Here is a 13,490-nt window from a genome sequence, read left to right as displayed (position 1 = left end):
GGCTGTAAAACCCTTCGCCTAACCGAACCGATCGTGCCAGCTCGGCAGCGCGCCGGCGAATGGCAACGCGGTCGCTGAATGGACGCCGCGGGCGATGGCGCGCGCCACGGTGTTGGCGGCGAGCGCACCGAGCCTGGTGAGGCCGAACAGCGGATCGATCGGCTTGGCGCCGGTCGCGGCGGCAAACACCACGTCGCCATCGAGCGGGGCGTGCACCGGATAGATCGCGCGCGCCATGCCGGTCTGCGCGATCATCGCAAGCCGCCGCGCCTGCGGCTTCGTCAGCTGCGCATCGGTCACCACGACGACGAGGGTGGTGTTCTCGGCGGCGCTGGCGTCGGCGCCGCCCTTCAGCCGCGCCTTCAGCATGTCCGGCGTGAACGAGGGCGGCAGGCCGCGCCCGCCGAATTCGCCGCCGACCTCGAACGGCGCCGCCCAGAACCAGGGGCCGCTGCCGACCGTGACGCTGCCGACCGCGTTGACCACCGCGAGCGCCGCGACCGTCACGCCGTCGTCGGTCATATCGGACGCCGAGCCGAGGCCGCCCTTCAGGTTGGCCGTGGTCGCGCCCATGCCGGCGCCGACGCTGCCGAGCTCGAAGTCATCGGAGGCGGCATTGGCCGCCGCGTAGCCGAGGTCGCGATAGGGCGGAAAGCGTCCCCACGCCTTGTTGCCGCCGTTGAGCAGGTCGAAGCAGATCGCGCCCGGCACGATCGGGATCACCGCGTCGCGGATGCGGAAGCCGCGGCCGCGCTCGGCGAGCCAGGCCTGCACGCCGCCGGCGGCGTCGAGCCCGTGCGCCGAGCCGCCGGACAGCGCGATGGCGTCGATTGCCTCGACGACGTTGTGCGGCGAAAGCAGCGCTTCCTCGCGGGTGCCCGGACCCCCGCCGCGGACATCGATCGAGGCGACCGCCGGCCGCTCGAACAGGATGGCGGTGACGCCGGAGGCGACTGTGGGATCGTCGGCATGGCCGACGGCAACGCCGGCAATATCGGTGAGAAGGTTTTTCACGATGGGTCCATCCGCCTGCTGTCCGATCGATCCGGTATAGCAGCCGCGACGGATGCATCAACCGTCGGGCACGGGCGGGCGGAGACGTGCGGTAAGACTTGCAGGCATCCGGCAAACAGAAAAACGCCCCGGCGGATCGGGGCGTTCTCGTATCTCTGATTGGATCAGACGCGCGAGAGGCTCAGGAGCCCTTCGGATTGATCTCGGTGTAGTTGCCCTTGGCGTCCCACTTGTAGACGACGTAATCGATCGCCTTGATGTCGCCCTTGGCGTCGAAGGCCATCTTGCCGAGCACGGTGTCCCACTCGCCGGCCTTGATGGTGTCCATCACCTTCTTGGCGTTGGTCGAACCGGCCTTGGCGACGGCCTGCGTCCAGACCTGCATCGCGGCGTAGGTGTAGAGCGTGTAGCCCTCGGGGTCGATGTTCTTGGCCTTGAACTTCTCGACGATCGCCTTCGCGGTCGGCTTGTTGCGCGGGTCGGGGCCGAAGGTGAACAGCGTGCCTTCGGCGGCGGGGCCGGTGATCGAGGCGAATTCCTTGTCGTTCATGGCATCGCCGGCCATCAGCACGGTCTGCAGGCCCTGGTCGCGCATCTGGCGCAGGATCAGGCCGGCTTCCTGATGGTAGCCGCCGACATAGACCAGATCGATGTTGTCGCGCTTCAGGCGGGAGACGATCGAGTTGAAGTCCTTGTCGCCCTTGTTGTAGGACTCGAACATCTTCTCCTGGAAGCCGGCCTTGTTCAGCGCCTTCTTGGTCTCGTCGGCGAGGCCTTTGCCGTAGGTGGTCTTGTCGTTCAGGATCGCGACGTTCTTGCCCTTGTAGTTCTTCATGATGTAGTCGGCGGCGACCAGGCCCTGCTGGTCGTCACGGCCACAGACGCGCGCCACGTTCCAGAGCTTGCGCTCGGTGAACAGCGGGTTGGTCGAGGCCGGGGTGATCTGCAGCACGTTGGCGTCGGCATAGGCCTCGGAGGCCGGGATCGAGGACGACGAGCAGAAATGGCCGGCCACGAACGGGATCTTCGAAGAGCCGATCTTTTCCGCGATCGAGCGCGCCTGCTTCGGATCGCAGGCATCGTCGTCGGCTTCCAGCGCGAGCTTCTTGCCGAGCACGCCGCCGGCGGCGTTGATGTCGGCGACCGCTTGCTCGGCGCCGTTCTTCATCTGCCGGCCGAAAGCGGATTCGGAGCCCGTCATCGGGCCCGCGACGGCGATGGTGATGTCTTGCGCGAACGCGCTCGCCGATAATGCGAACGAAGCGCCAAGTGCCAGGCCGATCAGCTTCAGTGATTTCATGAGACGTCCCTCGTGGTCGTTGCCTCTTGCGGAAGGGCCCGGCACGCCGGGCCCCAAAACCGCGGGCATTCTCAGCTGATTTCGCGGCGAAGTCACCGGCAATTTTCAGGCAAATCGACGCTGCATCCGCCGCGTCTTGCTTGCGGGGGCGGCACGGAACGTCAAGCTAGCCGCGGCGGCCGCCTTCCAGATAGGCGGCGCGGATTTCCGGGCGCTGCAGCAATTCGGCGCCGGTTCCGGCCAGCGTGATCAGCCCGTTGACCATGACATAGCCGCGATGGGCGAGCTTCAGCGCATGGTTGGCGTTCTGCTCCACGATCAGGACGGTGAGGCCGTCCTGCCGGTTCAGCGTGCGGATGGCGTCGAAGATCTGGCGCGCGATCAGCGGCGCGAGCCCGAGCGAGGGCTCGTCCAGCATCAACAGCCGCGGCCGGCTCATCAAGGCGCGGCCGATCGCCAGCATCTGCTGCTCGCCGCCCGACAGCGTGCCGCCGCGTTGTGCGACGCGTTCCTTCAGGCGCGGGAACAGCGCGAACACCCGCTCCAGCCCGGCTGCACGTTCGGCCTCGCTGCATTCGGTGGCATCGGCGCCCATCTGCAGGTTTTCCGCGACGCTCATGCGCGGAAAGATCCGCCGGCCCTCCGGCGATTGTGCGATGCGCAGCCGCGCGATCTCGTGGGTCGGCACGCCGGTGATGTCACGGCCGTCGAACTCGATGGCGCCGGCGCGGGCGCACGGCCTGCCGAAAATCGTCATCATCAGCGTCGACTTGCCGGCGCCGTTGGCGCCGATCAGGGCGACGATCTCCCCGCGATTGATCTCGATATCGACGCCCTTCAGCGCCTCGATCTTGCCATACGCCGCGCGCACGCCGCGCACCGCGAGCAGGGGTGTCGTTGCCTGTGCCGCGCTCACGTGCCGCTCTCCATCACGGCGATCGCCTCTTCCTCGTCGGCGCCGAGATAGGCGGCGATCACCTTGGGGTCGTCGCGCACCGTCTGCGGCGTGCCTTCGGCGATCTTGACGCCGTAATCCATGACCACGACGTGATCGGAGATCTCCATCACGACCGACATGTCGTGCTCGATCAGGAGGATCGAGGTGCCCTGTTCGTTGCGGATCGACAGCAGCAGCTCGTTGAGCCCGCCGCTCTCGCGCGCGTTCAGACCGGCCGCCGGCTCGTCGAGACAGAGCAGCACCGGTTCAGTGCACATCGCGCGCGCGATCTCGAGCCTGCGCTGGTCGCCATAGGGCAGGTTGCCCGCGGCATCGTCGGCGCGGTCGAGCAGGCCGACGCGCGCGAGCCAGGTCCGCGCCAGATCGATGGCGCGCTGCTCGGCCTCGCGCCAGGACGGCAGGCCGAGCAGCCCGAGCAGGGTCAGGCCCGAGGCGCGCATCAGCGCGTTGTGCTGGGCGACCATCAGATTTTCCAGCGCCGTCATGCCGGGAAACAGCCGGATGTTCTGGAAGGTCCGCGCCACCTTGGCCTGCTTGGAGATGCGGAAATCGTTCAGCCGCTCGAGCTGGATGGTGCGTCCGTCGTCATGGGCGAGGCGGATCGCGCCCCCGCTCGGCCGGTAGAACCCGGTGATGCAGTTGAACACAGTGGTCTTGCCGGCGCCGTTCGGCCCGATCAGCGCGGTGATCTTGCGCCGTTCGGCCGCAAAGGACAGCTCGTTGACCGCGACGATGCCGCCGAAGCGCATCATCAGGCGGTCGACGGTGAGGATAGGGTCGCCGCTCATCCGTGGCCCTCCTTGACGAGGTCGGACGAGATCGCCTGGTTGCGTTCCAGGAACACGGTCGGCGCGCGATGGCCGATCAGCCCGCGCGGCCGCCAGATCATCAGCAGCACCATCGCCATGCCGAACACCAGCATGCGGTATTGATCGAGGCCGCGGAACAGCTCGAAGCCGCCGATCATGGTCAGCGCGGCGAGCGCCACGCCAAGCTGCGAGCCCATGCCGCCGAGCACCACGATCGCCAGCACCAGCGCCGATTCCTGGAAGGTGAAGGATTCCGGGCTGATGAAGCCCTGCCGGGTGGCGAAGAACGCGCCGGCGAGGCCGCCGAACATCGCACCCGTCGCGAACGCCGTCAGCTTGGTCGTCGTGGTGTTGATGCCGAGCGCGCGGCAGGCGACCTCGTCCTCGCGCAGCGCCTCCCAGGCGCGGCCGATCGGCAGCCGCCGTAGCCGGATCGTCACCCAGTTGGTGATCAGCGCCATCGCCAGGATCAGATAGAACAGGAAGACGAGGCGGTGGGTCGGCGAGAATTCGATGCCGAGCTTGGCGGCGAGCCCGTCTTCACCCGCCGTCAGCGGAATGCCGAACATGGTCGGGCGGGGAATTCCCGAGACGCCGTTGGGGCCGCCAGTCAGGCTCTGCCAGTTGATGATGACGAGGCGGATGATCTCGCCGAAGGCGAGCGTCACGATCGCAAGATAGTCGCCGCGCAGCCGCAGCACCGGGAAGCCGAGCAGCACGCCCCAGAACGCCGCCAGGATGCCGGCAAGCGGCAGGCAGACCCAGAACGACAATCCGAAATTGGTCGCAAGCAACGCATAGGAATAGGCGCCGACCGCGTAGAACGCGACATAGCCGAGGTCGAGCAGGCCGGCGAGGCCGACCACGACGTTCAATCCCCATCCCAGCATCACATAGGTCAGGACCAGGATCGACAGGTCGAGAATGTAGCGCTGGTTGTAGAAGATGACAGGCACGAGGAAGGTGAACACCAGGAGCGCCGGCGCCAGCCAGCGGCCGGCGAACGACATCGCCGATTGCACCGGCTTCGGCACGATGCGGTCCTTGTCGACCGGTCCCCACCATTGCCGCAGCAACTCGACGACGATGCTGCCGCCGAACACGGTAGCGACAAGGGCTGCGAGGTCGCCGAACCGCGTCCAGTAGATCAAGCCGCCCTGCGGCCCGGCCTCGGTGCGAATGCCGATCATCAGCGAGAACAGCACCAGCGCGACAAGGGCGCTGATCAGGGCCTTCTTGAGAATGAAGGCGCTGCCCGAGGGCTGCGCGGCGTGCGAGGGGCGGGCTGAGGTCGCGCTCACGAAGTGCCTGTCAGACTTTTTCGACTTCGGGACGGCCGAGCAGGCCGGTCGGCATGAAGATCAGCACCACGATCAGGATCGAGAACGCGGCGACGTCCTTGTACTCAACCGAGAAATAGGCCGACCAGAACGTCTCGATCAGGCCGATTGCGAGCCCGCCGAGCATCGCGCCCGGCAGCGAGCCGATGCCGCCGAGCACGGCGGCGGTGAACGCCTTGATGCCGGCGACGAAGCCCATGAAGAAATCGACCAGGCCGTAATACAGGAGATACATCATGCCTGCGACGGCGGCGAGCGCGGCGCCGATCACGAAGGTCATCGAGATGGTGCGGTCGACGTCGACGCCGAGCAGCGCGGCCATGGTCTGGTCCTGCTCGCAGGCGCGCATGTCGCGTCCGAGCCGGGTGCGCGAGACCAGCCAGGTGAACAGCGCCAGCACGACGATGGTGGCGAGCACGACCATGATCTGGATGTTGGAGAGCTGCACGGCGAAGCCCGACGAGCCTTCATGCAGCGTGTAGCCGCCGGTGATGATCGGCGGCACCGGCTTCACTCGCGCGCCCTGCGACACCTGTGAGAAATTGGTCAGCACGAATGACATGCCGATCGCGGACAGCATCGGCGCCAGGCGGAACGAATGCCTTAAGGGTCGGTAGGCGATGCGCTCGATGGTCCAGCCGTAGAGCGCCGTGATCGCCATCGAGACCAGCAGCACGATCAGCAGGATCAGGGGGATCGCGGTGAGGCCGAGCGACACCAGCACCAGGAACGAGATCAGCGCGATGAAGCCGCCGATCATGAAGATGTCGCCATGGGCGAAGTTGATCATGCCGACGATGCCGTAGACCATCGTGTAGCCGATGGCGATCAGGCCGTAGATCGAACCGAGCACGAGGCCGTTGATCAATTGCTGGGCGAAATAATCCATACGCTGCCGTCAGAGCCTGTTCGGTTGAGAACCGACCAGGCTCTCGTGTTGATCTGGACGCGCTTTCTTCACGCGAACCGGTTCCCACTTCGCTCGAAAACGCTACGTCGAGGGTGACGCGGCGAGGGCCCCGGCAGCCTGATCCGTCGCGTCGTGTCGTTTTCTAACAGTGGAACCCCGGCCGCGGCAACAGCGTGGCAGCAGCAGAAAGGGCTTGTACATAACTAGTTTGGCGGATGCGGTTCCGATGTCACAGGGCCGACATGGCCTTGCCTTGCAATGATCACGCCGGAACCCGTGTTCCCCGAGCAACCGCGCTTCCGACGCGCGCGTTGTCCCCAGCTTGATGAAAGCAAAGGGAGTAGCTGAATGAGCAACCCAAATCAGAATCCGGGACAGCCGAACCAGAACCCCAATCAGAAGCCCGGCCAGCAGCAGCAGGGCGGCGGCCAGAGGCCCGGCCAGCAACAGCAGGATCCGGGCCGGCAGGGCCAGAAGCCCAATCCGGAGCGCTAATTCGGACAATTGAGCCGAGCTAGCACGGAGGCCTCGCCGAAAGGCGAGGCCTTCCTTGTTCAGGCTTAGACCCTTTTCGCTTGGGCTGTCTTGTTCAGGCCAACTGGTCGGCGAAGCGGCCGCGGAAGGCGTACGAACCGAAATGCGTGAGCTCGCTTCGAAGGTCGAGCCAGATTTCGCCGCCGAGATCGATCCAGCGCCGGCAGAACGCGTAATCTTCGGATAGATACTCGCCGATTGTCTTGTCGATCATGCATTCGAACAGCGAGACGCGGTCGAGGTCGGCGCGAACCAGGCCGCCGGTGTTCAAGTCGTTGGACTTGTGGTTCGCCCGATATTTGAGTTCGGGATGGGCGTCGCACAGCCTGACGAGGGCGGATCGCTTCATCATGAGAAAGCCGGTTCCGGCATATCGGACCTTGGCGAAGCCGTCGCCGCGAGATGTGATCTGGTTGCCCTCCCATGTGACGACATAGTCCAGCGAGGATGACGCGAGGTTGTTGCGCTTGGCGTCCGCAGCCCGCTGCACCTTTGCCCAATCGATGTGCTTGAGCGGATAGGCCGCGGCGGAAAACGTCGGCACCGCAATCCAGCAGCCGGAAGACGGACTCGGGTTCGAACCCGATATCGGCATCGATGAACAGGAGATGGCTGGCGCCGGATGCAAGGAATTGGTCGGCCAGTTCATTCCGGGCGCGCACGATCAGCGATTCGTTTCCGATCAGATGGAACTGGATGTCGATGCCCCGGGCGGCGGCGGCAGCCTGAAGCTTCAAGGCGGACAACACATAGGCCATCTTCAGATCGCCGCCGAAGCAGGGCGTTGCGACGAAAACGCGCGTTCTTTCGGTCGTTTTACCCCCTTTATCCCCGGCCGGCGCCGATCTTGCGCAGATCCCGGCCGGGCCCGATCGCATCGATCCGGAACCATCGCATCGCATTAACCTTAACAAAGGGTTTAAATTGCTGCCGGCAATTGATCGGCGTTAGCTCGCGCCCTGAACCGTCGCCGGTCTGAAAGGCGCGGGATGCACGGGAAGCGGCAATGTCGAACAACTGGCGGATCAGCTCCTTCAACGGCGCGCTGCTTGCGGCCTATTTCATTCCGGTCTGGACCATCATCGCCTTCAGCATCATGGTGTCGCCGATCCACGGCCTCTATGAGCGGCCGAGCGTGTCGATCGCGTTCTATGCCAGCGACTATCTGCACCTCGGCAAGATCGCGACGGTGCGCCTCGCGTGGCTGCTCGCGCTGGCGCGGATCACCGTGGTGGCGTTCTTCACAGTCTTCCTCGCGATGGCCGCTTTCTCGCCGCTGCGCAAGAGCAGCAGTGGCGCCGACGAGGCGCTCGCGGTGGCTCTCTGCCTTGGCAGCGTGCTGAGCTTCGCCAGCATGATGATGGCTTCCAAGGTCGGCGAGGTCGAAGCGATGCGCATGCATGCGTCCGAGCTTCTGATGCTGCTCGGGACCGCGATCGTGATGCTGTTCGAGACCTCGCCGAAGCGAGCTCAAGCGTCTGCCAATGCAGCAACGACCACCGAAACGCCCGCAGGCCAGCTATCCCTTCAGCAGCCCTAAAGCGCGATAGTCTTCGCGCTTTAGTCGTTTTTTGCGCATGATCTTTTCGGAAAACCGCTTCGCACTTTTCCGGATCATGCTCCTAGCTCGGCAATGATCGCGCCGGCTTCCTTGACGGCGTGGTTGGCCGCTGGCACGCCGCAATAGATCGCCTGCTGCAGCAGGATCTCCTTGATGTCCTCGGGCGTGAAGCCGCCCTCGGCGAGCGCGGCGCGCACATGCAGGCGGAATTCGTCCCACTGGCCGAGCGCGACCATGGTGCCGATCACAAGCACGCGCCGGGTGCGGTGATCGAAATGCGGCCGGGTCCAGATGTCGCCCCACGCATAGCGCGTGATCAGGTCCTGGAAGTCGGTGTTGAACGCGTTGCGGTTCTTGATCGACTTGTCGACCCATTCATTGCCGAGCACCTTGCGGCGCTGCGTCATGCCGTCGTCGCGGCGCTGATTGTCGTCCATGGATGTCTCCTCATGAAATCGTAGCCCGGATGGAGCGCAGCGCAATCCGGGGCTTCAGCGTTGGCCGAAGGACTTGTCCCGGATTTCGCTTCGCTGCATCCGGGCTACGTGCTGATTGTCGCCCATAGAGCATCTTTCCCGGTTACGTCATTCCGGGGCGGTCCGCAGGACCGAACCCGGAATCTCGAAGTTATGGATGCGGATCGAGATTCCGGGTTCGATGCTTCGCATCGCCCCGGAAATGACGATGACCGTTACCGTTGCGTCAGGAAGCCGACCACGGCCTCGGTGAAGGCGTGCGACTGCTCGACGTTGGAAATGTGCGCGGCATCGAGCAGCGTCATGCTGGCGCCGGGAATGCCGCTGCGGATCATTTCGCCTGCCGACACCGGCGTCGCCATGTCCTGCTTTCCTGCAATCACCAGGGTCGGGCTCTTGATCTTCGGCAGCAGCGCGCGCTGGTCGAGTGTCGACAGCGCCTCGCAGCAGGCGAGATAGCCTTCGACCGGCGAGGCAACCAGCATCGCCTTCATGCGCGCCGCGGTCTCCGGCTCGCGCTCGCGGAAATCTGCGGTCAGCCAGCCCGCGATCACGGTATCGGCGACCGCGGCGATGCCGCCTTCCTTCACCGCCTTGATGCGGTTCAGCCAGTTGGTCGGATCGGGATAGTAGCAGGCGGTGTTGGCGAGGATGATCTTGCCGAATCTTTCCGGGGCATTCGCTCCCAGCCACTGTCCGACCATGCCGCCCATCGACAGGCCGCACCAGTGCACCTTCTCGATGTTGAGGTCGTCGAGGATCGCCAGCACGTCGCGGCCGAAGCGCTCCATGGAGTAGGGGCCCGCCGGCACGCCGGACTTGCCGTGACCGCGGCGGTCGTAGCGGATGACGCGGAACAGCTGCGTCAGCGCCCGCATCTGCGGCTCCCACATCTGCAAGGTGCAGCCGAGCGAGTTCGACAGCATCAAGGTCGGTCCGCCGTCGCGGCCGTCCACCTGGACGTTGAGCAGGCACCCGTCGGCGTTGATCATCGGCATCGTCTTGTCCCTCTCGTCATGCGCTTGCTGGGTCATCTGCGCGAACATGCGCTTCGCGCTGTTGCCCGGCAATGACATCGTCGCTATTTTTCATCCAGTGAAGCCAGCAGGCGGTCGATCAGCGCTTGCGAGGCGCCCTGATAGGCCATCGGCTCGAACAATTCCGCGATTCGTTTCGCGTCGAGATGCGCGGTGACCTTGGCGTCCGCCGACAGTACCTCGCGCAGGTGCTTCTTCTCCGCGACCGCGCGCTTGCTGGCGGCCTCGATCAGATGATGGGCGTCGCTCTTTCCGATCTTGTCGGCGAGCGCAAAGGTGACGGCTTCCGCCATGATCAACCCTTGAGTCGCATCGAGATTGACGCGCATCCGCGCCGCATCGACCTCAAGCCCTTCGGCGAGATCGACGATGGCAGCAAGCGCGCCCGAGGTCACCAGCATCAGGCCCGGTAAGGTCGGCCATTCCGCATGCCACGGACCGGCGCTGCGCTCATGATCCTGCACCTGCGCGGCGAAGATCGTCGCGGCGAGATTCGGCGCCATGGTCGCAGCCCCCAGCGCGCTCGCGGCAGCGACCGGATTGCGCTTGTGCGGCATGGTCGAGGAGCCGCCGCGGCCGGCGCCGGCACGCTCGAAGGCCTCGCCGACATCGGTCTGCATCATCAGCGACACGTCGCGCGCGATCTTGCCGCAGCTGCCGGCGAGGATCGCGAACACCGACGCGGCCTCGGCGATGCGGTCGCGATGGGTATGCCAGGGCGCATCCGGCAGCGGCAGATCAAGCTCTTGCGCAAGGGCGGCGGCGACCGCCAGCCCCTTGTCGCCGAGCGCTGCGAGCGTCCCGGCGGCGCCGCCGAATTGCAGCGCCAGCGTCTCGCGGCGCAGGCGCAGCAAGCGCTTGCGGGAGCGATGCAGCGCCGCGGCATATTCGGCGAGTTTGAGGGCGAACGGCATCGGCAGCGCATGCTGCAGCCAGGTCCGCGCCACCACGGCGGTGTTGCGATGGGCGCGCGCAAGCCCGGCGAAGCCGGCGACGGCGCGGTCGAGGTCGGCCAGCAGCGCGTCGATCCCCGCACGCAACGACAGCATGGTCGCGGTGTCGATGACGTCCTGGCTGGTCGCGCCCCAATGCACGTAGCGCGCCGCCTCAGCGTCCGCCCTGGCGACATTGGCGGTCAGGGCCTTCACCAGCGGGATCGCCAGATTGCCGGACCGCGTCGCGGCGTCGGCCAGCGCGGCCAGGTCGAATGATTCGGCCTTGCAGGCGGCGCCGATTGGTCCTGCGCCAGCTGCGGGAATCACGCCGCAGGCCACCTCGGCGCGGGCCAGCGCGGCCTCGAAATCCAGCATGTTCTGCAGCGTGGCGGCGTCGTCGCACACCGTGCGCATCGCGGCGCTCGACAGCATCGGCGCAAGCAGGGGAGAGAGGGCTGTGCTCATGGCCGGCGACCTAACCACTCCCGCGCGTCGATGCCAATGCCCCGGGGCTGCCTGCATTTTCAACACCGGGGATTGCGCGATTTCGTGAACGATCGGCTTGGCTTGCTGCGGTTGCGAATATGCATCGCTCATCCTCCGAAGGTGCCCTTTCCTTTGCGCCCCGGCTGCTTTACTTGGGGGATAAAGGTTCTAGCGATCGAGGAGATCCCCCATGGCCATGACAATGACCGGCGAAGTCCAGCTTGCAGCGCCGCGCCAGGCTGTGTGGGACAAGCTCAACGATCCCGAAGTGTTGAAAGCCTGCATTCCCGGCTGCGAAGAGCTGGAGAAGACCGACGAGGGCGGCTTCCGCGCTACCGCCAAGATGAAGGTCGGCCCGGTCTCCGCCCGCTTCAAGGGCAAGGTCACCTTGAGCGATCTCGACCCGCCGAACGGCTACAAGATCTCAGGCGAAGGCGAGGGCGGGGTCGCCGGCTTTGCCAAGGGCGGCGCCACCGTGGGCCTTGCAGACAAGGATGGCGGTACGCTTCTGAGCTACAATGTGGAGGCGCAGATCGGCGGCAAGCTCGCCCAGCTCGGCCAGCGCCTGATCAACGGCGCCGCCAAGAAGCTGGCCGATGAATTCTTTGCAAATTTCGCCAAGGCGGTGCAGGGTTAGCCCCGCCTTTCGGCTGGATTATTCAGGTCCGGCCATGTCCTGGAGGGGTGGCTCGAAAGGTTGCCCATCGCGGGGCGCGCCCATATTATGCCGTCTGGAATGATTTAAAACCGCCTGCTTCGCCGATATGCGGTGGCGCAGATAAGAGAGTGCTGATGGCCAAGATTTCAATGATCGTGAACGGCAACCCCGTGAACGCGAATGTCGACCCCCGTACCCTTCTGGTCCAGTTTCTGCGCGAAAACCTGCGGCTGACAGGCACTCATGTCGGCTGCGACACCTCGCAGTGCGGCGCCTGCGTCGTGCATCTGGACGGCAGGGCGGTGAAGTCCTGCACGACGCTTGCGGTGATGGCCGACGGTCACGAGGTCAAGACCATCGAGGGGCTTGCAGCCGATGGTGCGCCGCTGCATCCAATGCAGGAGGCCTTCCGCGAGCATCACGGCCTGCAGTGCGGCTTCTGCACGCCGGGCATGATCATGACCGCGGTCGACCTGGTCCATCGCAAGGGCCACGAGCTCTCCGACGAGGTGATCCGCGAGGAGCTGGAAGGCAATCTGTGCCGCTGCACCGGCTACCAGAACATCGTTGCTTCGATCGCCGCCGGCGCCAAGGCGATGGCGAAGTCGGACCTCGCCTAGTCAGCAATTCATCGCGAGCGCGATCAGGACATTCCAATGTACGAATTCAAATATCACCGTCCCGGCACCGTGCGGCAGGCCGCCAATCTGCTGGTGAAGAACGAGGACGCCAAGCTGATCGCCGGCGGCCACACGCTGGTGCCGGTCATGAAGCAGCGGCTCGCCAGCCCGCCGCATCTGGTCGATCTCTCCCACATCGAAGGTCTCGACACGATCGAGATGAAGGGCCGCTCGCTGGTCATCGGCGCCACCGCCAAGCATGCCGAAGTCGCGAACTCCGCGGTCGTGGGCGAGGCGATCCCGGCGCTGGCCGAGCTTGCCGGCCTGATCGGCGATCCCGCCGTGCGCCACCGCGGCACCATCGGCGGCTCGCTCGCCAACAACGACCCGACCGCCGACTATCCGGCCGCGGTACTGGCGCTGGGCGCGACCATCGTCACCAACAAGCGCCGCCTCAAGGCCGAGGAGTATTTCAAGGGCCTATTCTCGACCGCGCTGGAGGCCGACGAGATCATCACCAAGGTGATGTTCCCGGTGCCGAAGAAGGCGGCCTACGTCAAGTTCCGCAACCAGGCCTCGCGTTATGCGTTGGTTGGCGTGTTCGTGGCCAAGCGTCCGTCCGACGTGCGCGTCGCGGTCACCGGTGCGGGCTCCGACGGCGTCTTCCGCGTCACTGCGTTCGAGGACGCGCTGAAGAAGCGCTTCTCGCACAAAGTGCTCGACGGCATCGCGGTTTCGGCCGACGGGCTGAACAGCGACCTGCACGGCAGTGCCGAATACCGCGCGCATCTGATCGGCGTTTTGACGCGCAGGGCGGTGGAAGCCGCGAACGCCAAGGACTAAGTACCAAGG

At 65.4% G+C, this 13,490-nt stretch carries 16 protein-coding genes; 6 read left to right on the top strand and 10 right to left on the bottom strand.

Annotated features, from left to right (window positions below; all coding sequences use genetic code 11):
- Window positions 1–18 precede the first annotated feature (18 nt).
- From ACVW1B_RS19785 to ACVW1B_RS19760, 6 genes are all read right to left on the bottom strand, one after another.
- Window positions 19–1,014: a P1 family peptidase gene (locus tag ACVW1B_RS19785; protein ID WP_253607965.1), complete on the bottom strand. Its 996-nt coding sequence runs from the start codon at window positions 1,012–1,014 to the stop codon at window positions 19–21.
- Window positions 1,015–1,195: 181 nt separating this feature from the next.
- Entirely contained in the window at window positions 1,196–2,314 is a 1,119-nt protein-coding gene (locus ACVW1B_RS19780; RefSeq protein ID WP_456822069.1) for a branched-chain amino acid ABC transporter substrate-binding protein, read from the bottom strand.
- A 166-nt stretch (window positions 2,315–2,480) separates the two neighbouring features.
- Window positions 2,481–3,230 (bottom strand): ABC transporter ATP-binding protein, encoded by a 750-nt coding sequence (locus ACVW1B_RS19775; RefSeq protein WP_456780277.1) that lies wholly within the window; start codon window positions 3,228–3,230, stop codon window positions 2,481–2,483.
- Window positions 3,227–4,060 carry an ABC transporter ATP-binding protein gene (locus ACVW1B_RS19770; protein WP_028336791.1) on the bottom strand — a complete coding sequence of 278 codons (834 nt, stop codon included), beginning with the start codon at window positions 4,058–4,060 and terminating at the stop codon, window positions 3,227–3,229. The genes ACVW1B_RS19775 and ACVW1B_RS19770 overlap by 4 nt, the downstream gene beginning before the upstream one ends.
- Window positions 4,057–5,382 carry a high-affinity branched-chain amino acid ABC transporter permease LivM gene (gene livM, locus ACVW1B_RS19765; RefSeq protein WP_309145024.1) on the bottom strand — a complete coding sequence of 442 codons (1,326 nt, stop codon included), beginning with the start codon at window positions 5,380–5,382 and terminating at the stop codon, window positions 4,057–4,059. Before livM ends, ACVW1B_RS19770 begins: the two co-directional genes overlap by 4 nt.
- A gap of 10 nt (window positions 5,383–5,392) precedes the next feature.
- Window positions 5,393–6,310 (bottom strand): ABC transporter permease subunit, encoded by a 918-nt coding sequence (locus tag ACVW1B_RS19760; protein ID WP_028339921.1) that lies wholly within the window; start codon window positions 6,308–6,310, stop codon window positions 5,393–5,395.
- A gap of 369 nt (window positions 6,311–6,679) precedes the next feature.
- On the opposite strand from ACVW1B_RS19760, the gene ACVW1B_RS19755 reads away from it, so the two are divergent.
- A complete protein-coding gene (locus ACVW1B_RS19755) occupies window positions 6,680–6,826 on the top strand; it encodes a hypothetical protein (protein ID WP_456822068.1) in 147 nt (48 codons plus the stop codon).
- 94 nt (window positions 6,827–6,920) lie between these two features.
- Here the strand turns inward: ACVW1B_RS19755 and ACVW1B_RS19750 are convergent, their stop codons facing one another.
- Window positions 6,921–7,409: a hypothetical protein gene (locus ACVW1B_RS19750; RefSeq protein WP_456822067.1), complete on the bottom strand. Its 489-nt coding sequence runs from the start codon at window positions 7,407–7,409 to the stop codon at window positions 6,921–6,923.
- A 64-nt stretch (window positions 7,410–7,473) separates the two neighbouring features.
- On the opposite strand from ACVW1B_RS19750, the gene ACVW1B_RS19745 reads away from it, so the two are divergent.
- Both ACVW1B_RS19745 and ACVW1B_RS19740 read left to right on the top strand, forming a co-directional pair.
- Window positions 7,474–7,770, top strand: coding sequence for a hypothetical protein (locus tag ACVW1B_RS19745; RefSeq protein WP_456822066.1), 297 nt, complete (start codon window positions 7,474–7,476; stop codon window positions 7,768–7,770).
- Between the two features lie 101 nt (window positions 7,771–7,871).
- Window positions 7,872–8,405 carry a hypothetical protein gene (locus ACVW1B_RS19740; protein WP_310881185.1) on the top strand — a complete coding sequence of 178 codons (534 nt, stop codon included), beginning with the start codon at window positions 7,872–7,874 and terminating at the stop codon, window positions 8,403–8,405.
- A 74-nt stretch (window positions 8,406–8,479) separates the two neighbouring features.
- Here the strand turns inward: ACVW1B_RS19740 and ACVW1B_RS19735 are convergent, their stop codons facing one another.
- The 3 genes from ACVW1B_RS19735 to ACVW1B_RS19725 all read right to left on the bottom strand — a co-directional run bounded on the left by ACVW1B_RS19735 (window position 8,480) and on the right by ACVW1B_RS19725 (window position 11,339).
- Window positions 8,480–8,863 (bottom strand): carboxymuconolactone decarboxylase family protein, encoded by a 384-nt coding sequence (locus ACVW1B_RS19735; RefSeq protein ID WP_028336796.1) that lies wholly within the window; start codon window positions 8,861–8,863, stop codon window positions 8,480–8,482.
- Between the two features lie 254 nt (window positions 8,864–9,117).
- Window positions 9,118–9,900, bottom strand: coding sequence for a 3-oxoadipate enol-lactonase (gene pcaD, locus ACVW1B_RS19730; protein ID WP_456781897.1), 783 nt, complete (start codon window positions 9,898–9,900; stop codon window positions 9,118–9,120).
- 83 nt (window positions 9,901–9,983) lie between these two features.
- Window positions 9,984–11,339, bottom strand: a complete 1,356-nt coding sequence (locus ACVW1B_RS19725; protein WP_456822065.1) for a 3-carboxy-cis,cis-muconate cycloisomerase — start codon at window positions 11,337–11,339, stop codon at window positions 9,984–9,986.
- Window positions 11,340–11,550: 211 nt separating this feature from the next.
- On the opposite strand from ACVW1B_RS19725, the gene ACVW1B_RS19720 reads away from it, so the two are divergent.
- The 3 genes from ACVW1B_RS19720 to ACVW1B_RS19710 all read left to right on the top strand — a co-directional run bounded on the left by ACVW1B_RS19720 (window position 11,551) and on the right by ACVW1B_RS19710 (window position 13,481).
- Entirely contained in the window at window positions 11,551–11,997 is a 447-nt protein-coding gene (locus ACVW1B_RS19720) for an SRPBCC family protein (RefSeq protein ID WP_016840413.1), read from the top strand.
- Between the two features lie 155 nt (window positions 11,998–12,152).
- Window positions 12,153–12,638: a (2Fe-2S)-binding protein gene (locus tag ACVW1B_RS19715; protein ID WP_028336799.1), complete on the top strand. Its 486-nt coding sequence runs from the start codon at window positions 12,153–12,155 to the stop codon at window positions 12,636–12,638.
- Between the two features lie 36 nt (window positions 12,639–12,674).
- A complete protein-coding gene (locus tag ACVW1B_RS19710; RefSeq protein WP_456822064.1) occupies window positions 12,675–13,481 on the top strand; it encodes an FAD binding domain-containing protein in 807 nt (268 codons plus the stop codon).
- Window positions 13,482–13,490: the final 9 nt, after the last annotated feature.

It is taken from the genome of Bradyrhizobium sp. USDA 4502, from assembly GCF_054063355.1.
This window is presented reverse-complemented; position numbering and strand designations above follow the sequence as displayed.

Coding starts and splice junctions, on each gene's coding strand:
- ACVW1B_RS19780 (WP_456822069.1), bottom strand. CDS start 2,314: ATGAAATCACTGAAGCTGATCGGCCTGGCACTTGGCGCTTCGTTCGCA.
- ACVW1B_RS19770 (WP_028336791.1), bottom strand. CDS start 4,060: ATGAGCGGCGACCCTATCCTCACCGTCGACCGCCTGATGATGCGCTTC.
- ACVW1B_RS19760 (WP_028339921.1), bottom strand. CDS start 6,310: ATGGATTATTTCGCCCAGCAATTGATCAACGGCCTCGTGCTCGGTTCG.
- ACVW1B_RS19755 (WP_456822068.1), top strand. CDS start 6,680: ATGAGCAACCCAAATCAGAATCCGGGACAGCCGAACCAGAACCCCAAT.
- ACVW1B_RS19745 (WP_456822066.1), top strand. CDS start 7,474: ATGGCTGGCGCCGGATGCAAGGAATTGGTCGGCCAGTTCATTCCGGGC.
- ACVW1B_RS19740 (WP_310881185.1), top strand. CDS start 7,872: ATGTCGAACAACTGGCGGATCAGCTCCTTCAACGGCGCGCTGCTTGCG.
- ACVW1B_RS19735 (WP_028336796.1), bottom strand. CDS start 8,863: ATGGACGACAATCAGCGCCGCGACGACGGCATGACGCAGCGCCGCAAG.
- pcaD (WP_456781897.1), bottom strand. CDS start 9,900: ATGCCGATGATCAACGCCGACGGGTGCCTGCTCAACGTCCAGGTGGAC.
- ACVW1B_RS19725 (WP_456822065.1), bottom strand. CDS start 11,339: ATGAGCACAGCCCTCTCTCCCCTGCTTGCGCCGATGCTGTCGAGCGCC.
- ACVW1B_RS19720 (WP_016840413.1), top strand. CDS start 11,551: ATGGCCATGACAATGACCGGCGAAGTCCAGCTTGCAGCGCCGCGCCAG.
- ACVW1B_RS19715 (WP_028336799.1), top strand. CDS start 12,153: ATGGCCAAGATTTCAATGATCGTGAACGGCAACCCCGTGAACGCGAAT.
- ACVW1B_RS19710 (WP_456822064.1), top strand. CDS start 12,675: ATGTACGAATTCAAATATCACCGTCCCGGCACCGTGCGGCAGGCCGCC.